General features: G+C 64.0%; 17 protein-coding genes. 4 read left to right on the forward strand and 13 right to left on the reverse strand.

Annotated elements, in window-relative coordinates:
- Window positions 1-12: 12 nt before the first annotated feature.
- From ACPXYO_RS16700 to ACPXYO_RS16725, 6 genes are all read right to left on the reverse strand, one after another.
- Window positions 13-804, reverse strand: coding sequence for a hypothetical protein (locus ACPXYO_RS16700; RefSeq protein ID WP_423922984.1), 792 nt, complete (start codon window positions 802-804; stop codon window positions 13-15).
- A gap of 152 nt (window positions 805-956) precedes the next feature.
- Window positions 957-2,159: an aminomethyltransferase family protein gene (locus tag ACPXYO_RS16705; protein ID WP_423923899.1), complete on the reverse strand. Its 1,203-nt coding sequence runs from the start codon at window positions 2,157-2,159 to the stop codon at window positions 957-959.
- 54 nt (window positions 2,160-2,213) lie between these two features.
- The gene (locus tag ACPXYO_RS16710; protein ID WP_423922986.1) at window positions 2,214-2,594 is read right to left on the reverse strand and encodes a DUF5615 family PIN-like protein; all 381 of its coding nucleotides are present in this window, start codon (window positions 2,592-2,594) and stop codon (window positions 2,214-2,216) included.
- Window positions 2,591-3,013: a CopG family transcriptional regulator gene (locus ACPXYO_RS16715; protein WP_423922989.1), complete on the reverse strand. Its 423-nt coding sequence runs from the start codon at window positions 3,011-3,013 to the stop codon at window positions 2,591-2,593. The genes ACPXYO_RS16710 and ACPXYO_RS16715 overlap by 4 nt, the downstream gene beginning before the upstream one ends.
- Before the next feature lie 311 nt (window positions 3,014-3,324).
- Window positions 3,325-4,578, reverse strand: coding sequence for a sensor histidine kinase (locus ACPXYO_RS16720; RefSeq protein WP_423922992.1), 1,254 nt, complete (start codon window positions 4,576-4,578; stop codon window positions 3,325-3,327).
- Window positions 4,579-4,628: 50 nt separating this feature from the next.
- Window positions 4,629-5,306, reverse strand: a complete 678-nt coding sequence (locus ACPXYO_RS16725; RefSeq protein WP_423922995.1) for a response regulator transcription factor — start codon at window positions 5,304-5,306, stop codon at window positions 4,629-4,631.
- Between the two features lie 149 nt (window positions 5,307-5,455).
- Between ACPXYO_RS16725 and ACPXYO_RS16730 the strand changes: the two genes are divergently transcribed.
- Window positions 5,456-6,028, forward strand: a complete 573-nt coding sequence (locus ACPXYO_RS16730; RefSeq protein WP_423922997.1) for an FxLYD domain-containing protein — start codon at window positions 5,456-5,458, stop codon at window positions 6,026-6,028.
- A gap of 34 nt (window positions 6,029-6,062) precedes the next feature.
- On the opposite strand, the gene ACPXYO_RS16735 is transcribed toward ACPXYO_RS16730, so the two are convergent.
- From ACPXYO_RS16735 to ACPXYO_RS16755, 5 genes are all read right to left on the reverse strand, one after another.
- Complete coding sequence (locus ACPXYO_RS16735; RefSeq protein ID WP_423922999.1) at window positions 6,063-6,950, reverse strand: phytanoyl-CoA dioxygenase family protein; 888 nt, start codon at window positions 6,948-6,950, stop codon at window positions 6,063-6,065.
- Window positions 6,951-7,164: 214 nt separating this feature from the next.
- Entirely contained in the window at window positions 7,165-7,602 is a 438-nt protein-coding gene (locus tag ACPXYO_RS16740) for a hypothetical protein (RefSeq protein WP_423923001.1), read from the reverse strand.
- Window positions 7,602-8,798 carry an ISL3 family transposase gene (locus ACPXYO_RS16745; protein ID WP_423923003.1) on the reverse strand — a complete coding sequence of 399 codons (1,197 nt, stop codon included), beginning with the start codon at window positions 8,796-8,798 and terminating at the stop codon, window positions 7,602-7,604. The genes ACPXYO_RS16740 and ACPXYO_RS16745 overlap by 1 nt, the downstream gene beginning before the upstream one ends.
- A 60-nt stretch (window positions 8,799-8,858) precedes the next feature.
- Entirely contained in the window at window positions 8,859-9,428 is a 570-nt protein-coding gene (locus tag ACPXYO_RS16750; RefSeq protein WP_423923005.1) for a hypothetical protein, read from the reverse strand.
- 39 nt (window positions 9,429-9,467) lie between these two features.
- Window positions 9,468-11,144: an Eco57I restriction-modification methylase domain-containing protein gene (locus ACPXYO_RS16755; RefSeq protein WP_423923007.1), complete on the reverse strand. Its 1,677-nt coding sequence runs from the start codon at window positions 11,142-11,144 to the stop codon at window positions 9,468-9,470.
- A 509-nt stretch (window positions 11,145-11,653) separates the two neighbouring features.
- Between ACPXYO_RS16755 and ACPXYO_RS16760 the strand changes: the two genes are divergently transcribed.
- From ACPXYO_RS16760 to ACPXYO_RS16770, 3 genes are read left to right on the forward strand one after another with little or no spacing between them, the layout of a single operon-like run.
- Entirely contained in the window at window positions 11,654-12,286 is a 633-nt protein-coding gene (locus ACPXYO_RS16760; protein ID WP_423923009.1) for a GNAT family N-acetyltransferase, read from the forward strand.
- Window positions 12,287-12,342: 56 nt separating this feature from the next.
- Window positions 12,343-12,639 (forward strand): hypothetical protein, encoded by a 297-nt coding sequence (locus ACPXYO_RS16765; protein WP_423923011.1) that lies wholly within the window; start codon window positions 12,343-12,345, stop codon window positions 12,637-12,639.
- Window positions 12,582-12,968 carry an alpha/beta fold hydrolase gene (locus tag ACPXYO_RS16770; protein ID WP_423923013.1) on the forward strand — a complete coding sequence of 129 codons (387 nt, stop codon included), beginning with the start codon at window positions 12,582-12,584 and terminating at the stop codon, window positions 12,966-12,968. The genes ACPXYO_RS16765 and ACPXYO_RS16770 overlap by 58 nt, the downstream gene beginning before the upstream one ends.
- A gap of 39 nt (window positions 12,969-13,007) precedes the next feature.
- Here ACPXYO_RS16770 and ACPXYO_RS16775 read toward each other — a convergent pair whose 3' ends face one another.
- Together ACPXYO_RS16775 and ACPXYO_RS16780 are read right to left on the reverse strand one after the other, a co-directional pair.
- Complete coding sequence (locus ACPXYO_RS16775) at window positions 13,008-13,397, reverse strand: RidA family protein (RefSeq protein ID WP_420623600.1); 390 nt, start codon at window positions 13,395-13,397, stop codon at window positions 13,008-13,010.
- Window positions 13,398-13,455: 58 nt separating this feature from the next.
- The gene (locus tag ACPXYO_RS16780) at window positions 13,456-14,577 is read right to left on the reverse strand and encodes an LLM class flavin-dependent oxidoreductase (RefSeq protein ID WP_423923015.1); all 1,122 of its coding nucleotides are present in this window, start codon (window positions 14,575-14,577) and stop codon (window positions 13,456-13,458) included.
- Window positions 14,578-14,645 lie beyond the last annotated feature (68 nt).

Here is a 14,645-nt window from a genome sequence, read left to right on the forward strand (position 1 = left end):
CTCGCGCGCCAATCAGGTGGGCCGACGGACCTGGAGACGGTCAAGTTCGTAACAGACGAAAGCCGTGGTGAACGCTGCGCGGCGAACTTCCTCCCACGACACCTCGGCTCTCCCAGTGTCAGCCTCATCGCGAATGTGGTTCAGTCGATGATCGAGGCTCAGAACGGACCGTGCAAGTTCGGCAAGCTGAATGAGCACTCCGGACTCTCGCGATGGGAGCTGGAGATCCTCAAGATGCCGCTCCAGACGATCGATTGGCTTCTCCTGGCTACCTCGTGCCTCATCGCCCAACACCTCGCTGGTCGCATCCATGAGAGCCTTGCGTAAGTGATCTCCGATTTCGGACACAACTTGATCATTCGTTTCTCCGCTCCATAGCAGTCCAAATGCCTCACTCAAGTGACGGGCGGCACCCGGGCACGAAAGTGCGAACTGGGCACTATTCACGACTTTCTGGACCTCATCTTCGACCTGCGCTGGCGCGGATCCCCTACTCTCCTTCAGCCACCGAAAGAAGAGTTGCCCCTCACCGGTAACGCGGTAACTCTCTGAGCCTCGCGAGCCGTAGCTCACGCGCAAGAGACTCCAGCCCGCGAGTTCCTCGAGTGCGCCGCCGTCGAAACCGTCAAACTCTCGATTCGAGCCATCGCCAGTGAAGGTCATGCCAGTGCCAGCAAGGCTGTCTGTTCGGATGAACAACCGATTGCCAGTGGACTCGAGATGCGCAGCCGCCATTTCTTGAAAGAGCTCAAGGGCGTCGGGCGGCATCCGGGCTACGAGGTCGTCATATGGAATCTCGTTCACAGTCACGTGACCGTAGATCCGCCCGCTTCCAAGTCGTGGACCCCCGCGAGAACGTCAAACGGCCGCAGTGGGTTCGAGTCTGATCCAAGCCATCAGTAGCCAGCCGTGGGTCTAGACGCTGATGTCCGGTGTAGATGGGTAAGAGCGGACAGTCACTGCCGTCCGTGGCCGGTTGTGTCGGGGATGTCGACGAGGCGGCCTCGTGGGATGAGGCGGCCGGGGTCGTACATCGGCAGCGTGCACAGCGCGCCGCGCAGCATGTTGCCGTCGTAGGACTCCACATCGAGCTGAGTGCCTGGTCCGTCGGCGGGATCGTCCATGCGGGCGATGGCCACGCCGCATTGCTGGAATGGCGACCATGCGGTCAAGCAAACTTGACCGATCGGCGCACCATCACGGCTGACGGCACGGCCGAGTTGTGCGACGCCGCTCTCGGTACGCAACCCGCACGTGCGGCATGCACGGTCGGCCCGCTCGAGAGCGGCTTGGCCGATGAAGTCGTTCTTGTCGAAGTCGACGAATCCACCGAGCCCCGCTTCGAACGGGGTGACGGTGCGGTCGAAGTCGGAGCCGGCGTTGAGCAGCCCGGCCTCGATGCGGCGGGCTCGGAACACCTGCGCGGACGTGATGATCATTCCGAATGGCCGACCCACCTCAAGGATTCGGTCCCCGACAGCTTCACGGTCGATGTCGGGTCCGAGGTAGAACTCCCACCCGAGCTCGTTGGTGAAGCCCGAGCGGGTGACCGTCACTGGCTGGCCCGCAATCGACACCTCGGCGATGTCGAAATAGCGGAACGGATCGGGCGGATCGCCATCGACGACAGCCGCGAGCACCTCCAGCGAATGCGGCCCCTGAACCTGGCTCACCCAGACATCGGGATCACGAACCTCCACGTCGAGATCCGCCGCGTGGGCCCGGTACCAGCTGTAGAGATCTCCGTCGGCTTGGGCCATCCAGAAGCGGTCCTCGGCCAAACGCAGCATGACGCCGTCGTTGATCATGCCGCCATCGTGATAGCAGGCGAACTGGTAGCTGCACCGCCCGACCCGCACCTTGGACACGTCCCGAGGGAAGACACGGTTCGCCAGCCGCTCGGCGTCGGGGCCGACGAACTCGATCGGCATCTCACCCGTGTGCCGCAGCACCACCTCGCAGCGCACCTTCCAGTACATCTCGTCGGCCGTCACGTCGGCGAAGCGCACCGGCGTCAGCCGGTCGTTGTACAGCTGGTACTCCGGATCGTGAGGCAGTTCCTGGTACATCAGCGGATGGGGCGCCATCGTCCGAGAGAACTCGCTTGGCGGCACGCCGTCGGCCGGCAGCGCCTTCACCACGAACCTCAACGGCGGCATCGTCACCGGCACAGCATGCCAACGGCATTGACGAGTGGCGGACTATCGGGCACCTCAACGCTGCGCTCGTTCGAGCCACCACACGAGCGACTCCACGTCATCGAGAGCGCCGCCCTGCTCGGCAAGAAACTGGCCGAGGGCATCGATCAGGGTCGGCACATGATCGCCAGCCCAACGAGGAAACCGGCCAGCGTGGGTGAACACCAGTCCCGAGTGCCTTTGCCCTGCAGCAGCGATCGTCTTATGGAGCGCTGCGAAGTCCTTGATGTTCTCGGTGACGACGGCTCGTCGATCCGAGGTTGCAGCACGAAGCAGTTCTGCATCCGGGAACCCGATCAGCTCAGCGACTTCCTTGACGACAACGACGTCGAGGCCGAGTCGCCGCAGCTCGACCGCAACGGCCGGCGAGTGCATCTCGTCAAGTAGAAGCCTCACCCCGACAGCAGTTGGCGCTCGCGTTCCCAACCCGCCATTTCGCGCTCGGCCGCCTCGTCATTGTGGGCCAGCTCGGAGTCGATTTCGTCGGTGAACTCGACGTAGTAGCAACCGGCAGCGCGGACCTGCGCAGAAGTGAGACCCATCTGAGCTGCCGACGATGCAGCGCGCTCCTCGACGCTGCCGCGAAGACCTCGCAGCAGCCCAACGACCTCCCAGACGTCAGGCCCGGAAGCCAATCCGGCACGGCGGCCGCTCGGACCATCGCGGAAACAGACGCCGGGATGCGCTTCCATGCGCAAACCCTCGTCGATCAGACGCTCCCCTACCGCAGAAATCGACTCAGCTCCCTGATCAGCTCGACGCCTCAGCCGGTCATAGGCGCCCGGACGTCGGAACCGGATCGAGAGCACGGTCATGGTGACATTGTAGTCAGGTATCACCGCACAGTGGATTTGGTCGAGCCGCTCTGCCTGTCAGTGTCCGAATCCCTCGCACCGGCGATGGCTACGCCGGTATCCATGAATTTCCTTCTTGGAACTCTTGATTTTCAAGGATGCCGACCAGGGCCATTCGTGATGCTCGGCAGCGCTTCGGCACCACCTTCGGCGTCTGGGTCCACCTTCTGGGCCGAGGCGGTCACAGCGCTCTCGGTCGTCCCATCGACTACGAGACCAGACTCTGGCGACCCGCATTGCGATTCGGGTTTTCTCAGGCCGAGTCGTCGCCGTCAAGGCTCGATTCGTTCTGCCGTGGCAGGGTTAACAAGTTCCACCGCTGCGCCGCGTGGCAGCTCAACCACCACCGCAGCACCGCCCAGCACAGCCGATTCGCCGATCTCAACGGTTCCGGAATGCCGATCGACGATTGCCTTGACCAAGGACAGACCGATACCGGCGCCGCCGGAGTCACGCTGCCGGGACTCGTCGAGCCGGACGAACCGGTCAAACACCCGCTCTCGGTCGGCTGCGGCGATGCCAGCCCCGTCATCCTCGACCACTGCCCGCACGGCGTCGGCAGCACTCATCGTGGTGATCTGCACTCGACTCGCGGCGTGGCAAACGGCGTTCTCCACGACGTTGAATACCGCACGTTCGATCTGTGTGCTGTTGCCAAGTGCCAGAGCGGACCCATTGGAGGAGACAGCTATGTCGATATCGGCATCGTCCAGCCGGCTAACGACCTCCCGGCACACCGCCAAGAGATCGACAGTCGAGAAATCCCGGTCATCGCGCTGTGCATCGAGCCGAGCCAAGTCCAGCAAAACTGCTGCCAGACCCTGCATTCGCAGGGCCTCGGTCTCGATCTTCGGGGCCAACGCAGCCAGTCGCTGGGGATCGCTGCTGATCTGGGCAATCTCCGACACGGCGACGATGGTCGCCAGGGGTGACCTGAGTTCGTGACTGGCGTCTGCCACGAACGCTCGCTGGCGTTCCGAGGCGGACTCGAGTCTGTCCAGCATCTCGTTCATCAATCCAGCCAGCTCTGCTATCTCGTCGTCACCGCTGGGTTCCGGTACCCGTTCATCAAGCGTCGATCCGCTGATTGCTGCGACACGACGGGAGATGTCGCGCACTGGTCGCAACGTCCGCCCGACAGTGATCCAGATCGCGGCGCCGAGGAACAGCACGACAACCGGCACGATGATCTTCAGCGCATCTGCCACGGCGTCGACACCGTCGCGAACCTCTCGGATCGATGCCTCAGCAAGTTGCTCGTTTCGCAGATCGCTGCTTGAGGCTTGCTCTGGGTCGCCAGCAGAGCCATCGGCATCCCGCTCGGCCATGGGTGCGCCGTCGTCGTGGGCTGCACCGCCTGCGGCACTCTCTGCGTCGTCGCTTTCGCTGGATCCTTCGCCGCTGGCCGCATGCGAAGCCGACTCCAGTGCATCGCCCAGTGCAGCCCGCGCATTGTTGGCAAGGTTCCGCTCCACGAGCTGCACGATCACTATCGAGGCCGTCACCAGCACGAGCGCGGTCGCCACCGTTGCCGCCAACGTGGTCCGAACCTGGACAGAGCCGAGCCTCGGGAGCCTCACGACGCCGGCTCGACTATCCGATATCCGACGCCACGCTGGTTGGTGATCGTCCTGACTCCGAAGGGCTCATCGATTTTGCGGCGCAGGTACCCGATGTACACCTCGACGATCTTGGGATCCACGTCAGTGTCGAATCCCCACACCCTGGCGAAGATCTCGCGTTTCGATACGGGAGCCCCGCCGGCACGCATCAACACTTCCAGCACTCCCAACTCGGTCCGGCTCAGGCCAATCTCGTGACCCTGACGCCGAACTGAGACAGTCGCCGGATCGAACACCAAGTCCCCCACCTCCAGCATCACCGGCCGCGGAGTCGGCGGTCGGCGAGCGAGTGCCCGCAAACGCGCCAGCAACACCACGAACGAGAACGGCTTCGCCAGGAAATCGTCTGCACCGGTGTCGAGCGCCTCGGCTTCGTCCCACTCGCCGTCTTTCGCCGTCAGCATCAGGATCGGTGTCCAGTCGCCTTCTTCCCGCAGTGTCCGACAGATCAGATAGCCGTTGAGGCCAGGCAGCATGATGTCCAGCACAATCACGTCGTAGCTGCCCTCGCGAGCTCGCCACAGGCCCGCAGCGCCGTCATGCTCGACGTCTGCAAACATTCCGTGCTCTGCCAGACCGTCGTGAATCACTTCCGCCAGGTTGACTTCGTCCTCAACCAGCAGCACGCGCACGTGTCCATCTTGGCCGACGTATGCCTAGAGGAAGCTGAGAGAAGACTGAGAAGACAGGTGCTCGTTCTTACCGACCTCTCAGTGTTCGGGAGCGACCATGCGTCTCGATGAGGTCGCTTCCGCGATCGAAACCAAGGAGTTCTTCACTCATGACCAATCGCAAATGCTCTCTCTTCGCCGCACTGGCCCTGTGCTTGGGCCTGCTGCTTGCCGCCTGCGGAGGCGACAACGAATCCGAAGGCGAACACGGCGGGGAGGAGTCCTCGGGCGAACACGGCGGCGGCGAGTCCTCCGGTGAGCACGGTGGTGAAGAGTCCTCCGGCGAACACTCCGGCGGCACCGAGAGCGCTGAAGACGACGAGGAATCCGGCACCCGCTACGCCAAGGACGAGTCGTTCGACGAGAGCCGTAGGGGTGCCCGACTCGTCCTTCGCTACGACCCCGACCAAGATGCCTTCGTGGGGACCGTCACCAACACAACCGACGCTGTCCTCGACCGAGTCCGCGTCGAAGTCCACCTGTCCAACGGAGTCGAACTCGGACCTACGACCCCAGGCGACCTGCAACCCGGTGAGTCAGCCCAGATCACCCTCCCCGCGGACGGTGAGCAATTCGGCGCCTGGAGCGCCCATCCCGAATCAGGCAGCGACGAGCACGGCACCGAGGGAAACGCTGAGCACGGCACCGAAGAGGACGCCGAGCACGACGAGTCGTCCAACTAGATCGCGGCTCACGTGTCGCCCGAGGACGGTCGGCTCAGGCTGGGTTGCCGTCCTGGGTCACCACGTCCTGCATCTCGCGGACGTGACGCAGCCAGAGGCCACCCCCGTTGTACGGGCGAGGGTCGTAGGAGCGGTGCCCGAGCAGCCGCTGGACGCGCTCGCTGCACCCGGACAGCTCGCCGAGGCTGAAGTCCAACGGACTGGCTTCCTCAGGGGTCAGCCAGCCAGCTACGAAGCTGACGTGCATCGCCCGGCGCCACCGATCCGTAGTGAGATTGGCGCCGCCCCCGTGGAGCACATATCCCGAGTAGACCAGCGCGTCGCCGGGCCCAAGCTCAGCCGGCACCGAGAGGTGCTCCTCATAGCGAGCAAGCTCGGCCTGCCGATGGCTGCCCGGCACCACCCGGGTCGCGCCGAGTTCCTCGGTGATCTCATCGAGACCGATCATGGCGCTGACGGTGACCTCCGGGGAATTCGGCCATGTCGCCTTCACGAACGCCCACCAGTTGTTTGCGTCGCGGTGCAGCATCTGCTCCGGCTCCCCCGGCCCGATGTACATCACCTGCGCCGTGTTCAGCCAGTACGAGCCGCAGACAGGCAGCAGCATCGCATCGGCGATCGCTGCATACAGCTCGTTGTCGAGAATGTCGAAGAATGCCGGCGAGAGCCGGGCCAGGCTCGAAAAGCGGATCGTGTTCGCCCCAACGAACCGCTTGCCGTCTTCGCCGAGTCCCTGTGTCGCACCTCCTGGCTCGACACCCTCGGCGAATTCGTCGGCAGCGGCACGTATCTGGGCAATGTGTTCGGCTCCGAACATCCCCTCGACAATCACGCCTCCGTCGTCACGCAGCGCCCTGAGGATGGGCTCGAGCCCGGCTGCGGCCGGGGTCCTGCGGAGCGAACGAGTCGCGGTCATGCTCATGGCAACACGTCTCATCGTCTCTCGCCCGCCATCGAGCGATCCACAACGACGCTACTCCTCCAGTCGTGTCGTAACCCTTGATGTGCCTGCTGCGCCGATAAGTCCGCTAGCCCGAAATGCACGTCGACCACGAGGGGCTTGTTTCTACGGTGGCGTAGCCCGAGTCCACCTTTCTAGAAGGACTGAACGACCCCTGACTTGAGAGTCCGAACGTTCAATGGGTCGCCGTGGCTTGGCGCTGACGCACCTGCGGGTACACGCTTACCGGCATATGGGTGAGCGCTTTGGAGACGAGTCGCCGAAAGAACGCACCAGCCGAGAGATCCTCCGGCGTCCTGTCGTGCACGAACTCGACCTCTGTGTTCGGCTCCCGAGGTGATTCGTCGGCGGCGATCGATCGCGCTGCTGAACCCGACTCCGTGATCTCGGTCTTGTCCGCCACTCCGAAGAGCAGCAAGCAGCAACAGTCGTAGACATCGGGCTCTGACGTGAGCTTTCGGAGCATGTCGATCGCGAAGTCAAGTTCTTGGTCCGGAATGTCGGCGCCGGCAACGAAGAGGAACCCGAGTGAGGACAGTGGATGGCGACCTCGAAGGTTTTTGGCCCTGCGCGGTTTTGTGGGATTGGGACTGCCGGGATCGGTGGGGGTCATTATGTCGTGAGGATGCCGCGGGCGGCGAAGTTGGCGGGGTTGGTGAAGCCGTGGGCGGTTCTTCGCAGCACTTGGAGGAGGTTGTTGGCACCTTCGATTCGGCCGTTCGAAGGTCGGCCGGTGTGGTGCCAGGCGAGGATCTCGGTGGACCAGGCGATGACGGTGTCCACGACGGAGCTGAGCTCGGGCAGCTCGCCGGTGGCGTAGAGATCGGCGAACCGGTCCAGGGCGGCCAGGGCGCCTTGTTCGTCGTCGGCGAGGTAGAGGCCGTGCAGTTCCTGGAGGGCTTCCCAGGCTGCTCGCAGGCGGGGATGGTCGTCGAAGAGCTTCTCGAGGCGTGCACGGTCGGCTGGGTTGAGCTGGTCGCCGCGGCGCAGCAGCAAGAACCGTGACCGGAACACCTCGCGGTCGAACGCGGGCTTGACGCCGGGCGGCTGTCGGCGCTGGACGTCGCGGCGCACAGCTGTCAGCCCGGCGCTGAACCAGCGGATCACATGGAACCGGTCCAGCACGTGACGGGCGTGGCCGAGGCGGTCCTCGATGGCGGCCTTGTACGCCTTGGAGCCGTCGGAGACCACGACCTTGACGCCTTTGCACCAGCGAGGCCCCTGAGCTGCCAGGAACCCCGAAAGCGCCGCTGCGCTGCGGTGGGGGACCATGGCCAGGGTCTCGCCGGTGTCGCCGTTTTGGATCACCGTCACATAGCGGTGCCGCTTGCGCATCGAGGTCTCATCGACCAGCAGCACCCGGCAGCGGCGACCGCGGCGATGGCACGCGACCAGCGCCGACCAGCTCGCCACCAGTGTCATCACCGCGTGCCAGCCCACCTTGTGACGGCGAGCCACCGCTCGGATCGGCATCACCTTGGCGTCGGTGACCAGCCTGCGCGCCAGACGCCGCGTCAAGCGGCCCTCGAACTCGGGGTGGTCCTCCACCCAGCGCCTGTCGCAGTCACCGCAAACGAACCGGCGCCTAAGCCACACCAGCGTCACCAGCCGACCCGACACCTCCAGATCGCGAATCTCGCGGCGACGCGTGTCATGCACCCCCGCGCCGCCCAGCCCGCACCCCGGGCACCGAGCCCGCCGGACCGTGGACGCGACCTCCACACACAGCTCGTCGACCTCGTCGACCAGCACACTCAGCACGCGTATCTGACGCAGGTGCAACCGCACCCGCATAACATCGGCAGCCATCGAGGCCCTCCTGGATCGTGATCTTGCAATCACCGATCCCAGCAGGGCCTCGACCCCTGCTCAGGGACCCTCAACCACCCCAATCCCCACGTTTCCGCGCAGGCTCAGGTTTTTTGCGTCGCCGTATCCCTCTTCGAACCGGTTCCGCAGGTTCTTGGCGTAACTCGACAGCATCGTCTTGGTCGAAATCAGCACCTCGACGCCCGCCGCCCATGACGCGATGACCACATCTCCCTGCTTGAGATAGGCGCTGCCCATCACGCGGGCCTCAGCAGGCAGCGCTCGCCGTGCCCCCTGCGTGTTGTATCGGCCTTCGACCTGCGAACGGAGGCTGCGGGTTAGGCCTCTCTCGACGAACTCACGCACATCACGTGGAAGAATTCGCGGACTCTGGCGCCGGGGCCAGACATCATCGGCGTCGAAGCCAGCTCGACGGAGTTCTTCTGCAGCCCACACATCGGTGGCGCCCGCCACGATGCCAGAGCTCTGTTCTGTGCCGACCGCTTCTCTGAGCAGGAGTGAGAGCAACTCGAAGTCGGGCGCGTAGCTTCCGTCGCGCCGCCACGGATTGACGAAAGGCTCTCCCGGAATGAATGCGTCGAAGCGGTCAAGCTTCTGCGGTTGGGCCATTGAGGTCCCCGTCGGGTCAGCGCTGCGTGGCGTGCGGCGTCACGCCGCAACCCGCTCCGCGGGCAGCGTTACACCGTAGATGCACTGCGCCACCGCGGTTGCCGCCGCTCGGTCGCGCGTCCTGAAAGCTCGCCGCAGCCGGCTCTTGTCGTCTGCGCTGATTGACGGCAGGTGCGGAACTCGGATCTTGCGCAGGTATTGCGCCTGGAAGCGATACGTCCCACCTCGCATCTTGACGCAGTAGGCCCCGACGAAGAGGTTCGCAACATCAGACAGCAGGAGGCCGCCAAGCACTTCGAGATCCCAGACATCCGAGACGACGAAGTAAAGGTTGTGGTGGGGGTAGTAGTGCCCCTCGTCGAGCACCGGATGAGCAGATGACTTGATGTCCGGAATCAGCAGCTTGGGTCGTTCCCGCAGACCAGGGGTCACACGGTCGATTGTTCTGTACCAAGTGCTCGGCCGTCGCCTCGCAACGTGCCGACGGCGTATCCGTGACTCGTGAACTCGGAAGTAATCAGCAAGACCGGGGAACTCGACGAGGTCGACGAGTCGTCCGTCTTCCCACGGATTGATCAAGTAGCGGCCGCCCCAATTCGGTTGCCCGCTGACGATGTCGCCGGCAGTCACGAGAGGCAACAGCCGATCGTCCTCGATGCCCTGCGGGGCGTCAGAGATGTAGACCTCATCACAGCCGGTCGCGATGCCGATTCCGACTCGCGTCCCAGTCCGCGGATCTTCGAGCGGAGGAAATCGGGATTCGAGGTCGGCCAACAGTTCGAGGACGTGCGGCGAACCCGTCGGCCAGTGGTCGCCGCCTGTGAGCCATCCCCTCAGCTCCGTGACCTCGAAGGAAGCGTCGGCCGGCTCCTCGTCCGCTTCCGAGCGAAGCCAGGGTGCAAGACGGCGACTTGCCGCTTCGTCAAATGAAGAACTGGCCTCAACGAGCTTCACCCGGCCTTGCGGCGCATTGCGCAACACGGTGATGGCTGGATAGGCGGACACGGAGGCTTCGAATGCGTCGGCGTCGTGCATTTCGATGAGCGCTTCAAGTGCGTACCGGTCACCGACGAGCTGGCGCAATCGGGCGCCGTACTGGTTCCGCATCCAGCGATCAGCGCAGATGAACCCGAGACGGCCACCTGGCGCCAGCAGTGCCAAGCCCTTCTCGAAGAACCCGACGAACAAGTCTGCTCGGCCCCGCATCGTCGAGCATTCGGACCGGTAGGCGTCGCTGACTTCGTCCGGTATCTGCTCCAGCCGGACATACGGCGGATTGCCAACCACGAAGTCGGCGACGTCGTTCCCGTGATCGGTGAGCAAGAAGTCGCCCGTCGTGACCCAGCGTTGAGCCAGGTGCTCGGCAGTCCCTACTGGCTCACCGAGTTCCAAGAGCTTCGCCGTAACGGCCTTGCGCGTGTGCTCGGCGTTATGCGCCAATAGGTCGAAGCCGCGGACTACGTCGTCGAGATCAGTGAGCACTCGCCCATGAATTGCGCAGGATTCCGAGAGCCGCTCGACAATGGGAAGCAGGAACGCCCCGCAGCCACACGCCGGTTCCACGATGGTAGAGGCACCAAGGTCAGCCTCAGGCCGGTACCCGACCAAGTCAAGGATGAGGTCCACCACCCAGCGACGCGTGAACACCTCGCCGTGCTCGCCCTCTGGGTTCGGCGTCCACGCCGGAGGCGGCAGTGCCTCGCTCGTCAACGTCAACTGGGTACCCCTCATCGCCGAGCCCCGACTCCTATCGCCAAACTACATCCGTGTAGCTCCCACAAGCCGCGACGCTAAGAGGCCGCGCCAATAGGTGAGGGCGACTTCGGCCCATTCGGTGTCACTGGCCGACAGCGTCAGTAAACGCGCTGGTCAGGGACGTACGCGTCCAGGAGGCTGGCGAAGCGTTTCCGCAGGTCAGCACCTATTGGCGCAGCCTCTAAGGCCCCCTGTGACAAGCCCGTCACACCCAGGGTCACACCCAGGCCCGAACCACTGGCCCAAACATCATGACCGTCACACCCCCTCTCTAATCTCGTTATGGACATCGAGCGAAAATCGAGCGAGCGCTGCCGTTGTTGTTCCTTGCTCTTTATGTCTCCCTTGCCCTATACGTTGCACTCGGTTGATCGACAGAGGGCGCCGCTACCCAAACGGCGTCAGCTGAGGGCGAAACTGATCCGAGTAGTGTCGCTGAGCGAGGGCAATCGAGGATTCAGGGGGTACCGATGGACATCGTCAACGTCGACCACGACCGGGCTGCGCAGTTCACCGGCGAGGTCGTGGAGCTGGTCTACGCCACCGGACCGTCGACCTATGACTACCAATTTGGCTCCCGCACGGCGTTGGACCGCCTGCTGGGCGACTCGTGGCTCGCCAGAGGCACGCTCTATGGCTACGACGAGACCATGCTCGCCCTCGACGGCGACGATCTGCTGGGCATCGAGATCGGGTTTTCCGGTCCGGAGTTCGACCGTCGCAAGAAGACCCTGCGGCCGCTGTGGCAACCGATGCTCGACGACGGCGTGGTCACGCACGACGAGCTTGCCGAGATCGGCCGACGCTCCTACCTCGCCAGCTACCTCAACGTCGTCATCCCCTCAAGTGCCTACTACATCCATGCGCTGGCGGTCCGGCCCGATCGGCACGGCCAAGGAATCGGCGCTGCGCTGATGAAGGACGCCATCGAACGGGCCACCGACGAGGGATACCGGGTCGTCCACCTCGATGTGCTGTCCGACAACCCTGCCGTCAAGTTCTACGAGGCATTCGGCTTCGAGGCGCTGGCACAGACCATCGCGCCCGTCCCCCACAGCCACGGCATCCCGATGGAACAGCGAATGGCGCTCGACCTGCGCTGACCCGCAGCCGTAGCTGGCATTGTTCGCCGGTTCCGACAAATCCCAGGGGGATGACCGTGACTGATTTCGTTCGCACCGACGACGCGCACTTCGACGCACTCAGCGACTGGAACTACGAGCTCCGGTACCACCAGTGGAAGGACCTGCGCGTCCACTGCATCGACGAGGGGCCGAGCGACGCACCTGTCATGCTGCTCCTGCACGGCATGCCGACCTGGGCGTACCTGTACCGCACCATGATCCCGAGCATCGGGCTCGTGCCCCTGCTGGCAGCCGCTTCGTCCGCTTGCGCTACGTGGTTCCCGCGATCAAGGCCGGCGTCGAACCGGACCTCGAGGGCGAGGCTGCCCTGAGGTACGCAGGCTTCTCCGCGCCCTTCCGCGGTTTGCCCGAAGAAGGATTCAACGGCGCCCGCTGGTTCCCGCTGTCCATCCCCGTCGGCGACTACGACAGCGGCAACGGCGCCGGGCAGACCCTGCACTACCGGGTGCTGCTTGGCTGGAACAAGGCCACCCACTTCGTCTGGGGTGCCCAAGACGAAGGCTTCAACGAGGAGTGGGGTCGCACCTGGGCCCGGCAGATGAATGCACCGATCGACGTGCTGCCCGACGCCGGCCACTTCCTGCAATTCACTCACGGCCCCGAGATCGTCGAGCGCATCCTGCGACGCGCCGACGCGTAGCCGGCCGAGCGCAGCCGGTCGCCTCGGGGCTGGCGACAACTACTCCTTGTAGGCGACCACTTCGATCTCGATGAGCGCCCCGGGAATGATGATCCCGGCGATCACGGTCGTGCTTGCGGGCGGGTCCGTCGGGAAGTACTTCTTCCGAGCTGCGCTGTACTCGCCGTACTGCTCGGCGCCGGTGATGAACGCTTGCAGCTTGACGACATCGGACATCGAGAAGCCTTCCTCGCTCAGCGCGAGGCTCATGTAGTCGAAGATCTCCTCGGTCTGCCCGCCCATTCCCTTGCTCAAGTCGTTCGCGATGGAACCCGAGATGTAGATGGACGGTCCGGCTCGCACCGCTACGGAGAAAGCCCCTGATCGGATGAGCTCAGGAACCGGATGGGCCTCGATGAGTGCTTCTGAAACTATGACCTTGCCAGCCATCAATCATTCCCCCTTGTGATCGGATGCGATTCTTGGTCTCGTCATGTTCCCACGACCATCAGGTCAAGAACCGAGGCTTCTCCACGCCGTAGTCGCCCCACATCGATTGTCGTCTGATCGCGTTGGGTCCGCGGAACTCCGGTATCACGTACTTGCCGATGAGCTCGATCGCCTTCAGGTGCTGTGAGACGCCGAGATCGTCGATACGCAAGACGATCTCGTCGACACCCATCGCCTCGAGACGCTTGATTCGCTCGACAAGGTCGTCGGGCGTGCCGATCATGATCGTCGGGGTGAACTCCGCAAGGGCCAGGGGATCGTTCTCGTGTTCCTTCATCTTGCGGATCTCGTTGATGCCCTCGAAGCCCGACCGCTGATCCAGCTGGTCGTACATGTCATACGTGCTGCGGAAGAACCGGGTGACGTCGTGGCGGGATTCCTCGACGGCCGCCTCGCGGGTCGCCGCACAATGACTCGTGAGGGGGCAGAAGCACAGCGCCGTGTTGACCGGGTACTGCGCTATCGGGTCGGGCGTCTTGCAGGCGTCGCGGTACAGCCCAATCAACTCCCCGAGGTGGTCCCAGCCCAAATACGAGTCATTGGTGATGGCGCCCAGTCCCATGTTCCCCGCAATCGTGTGCGTCTCGGGACTGATGGTGACGACCCAGATCGGAAAGAGCTCCTCGCGGTAGAGCCGCGGGGTCACCTCGATCGGCGGGATCTTGTAGAACTCGCCGTGGTGCTCCATCGGGAACTCCGTGAGCGCCTTCACTGTCACTTCGAGGCCTTCGCGCCACTGAGCCCGGGTGTCGGAAGGGTCGACCTCGAACGGATCCAGCGTCTTTACGTTGTTTGATCGAGCCGTGCACAGCTCGACTCGACCGTGAGACAGGATGTCGACTGTCGCCAAGTGATTCGCCACCTTGATCGGGTGGTTGAACTTCAGCATCAGGATCGACATGAATCGGAGCTTGATCCGGCTCGTGCGCATCGCGACTGCGCCGTAGAGCGTCTCGGGCGCAGCGATCGTGGCACCAGGGGCAAAGTGCTGCTCAGAGGTTCCCCAGAAGTCCCACCCCGTCTCCTCGCACAGCTCCGCCTCGCGGATGACCTCGTGCAGCCGGTGATGATGCGTCATCCCCCGCGGTGTCGTTCCCTCGCTCAAGAACCCGAACCGCATGAGTCAACTCCCCCGGCGTGCGCGCTTTGATGCCCCGGCGCGGCGCAATCATCCTTGCACAGGCCTCT

The sequence above is a fragment of the Candidatus Poriferisodalis sp. genome (genome assembly GCF_965237655.1).
In the GTDB taxonomy this organism is placed as follows: domain Bacteria; phylum Actinomycetota; class Acidimicrobiia; order Acidimicrobiales; family Poriferisodalaceae; genus Poriferisodalis.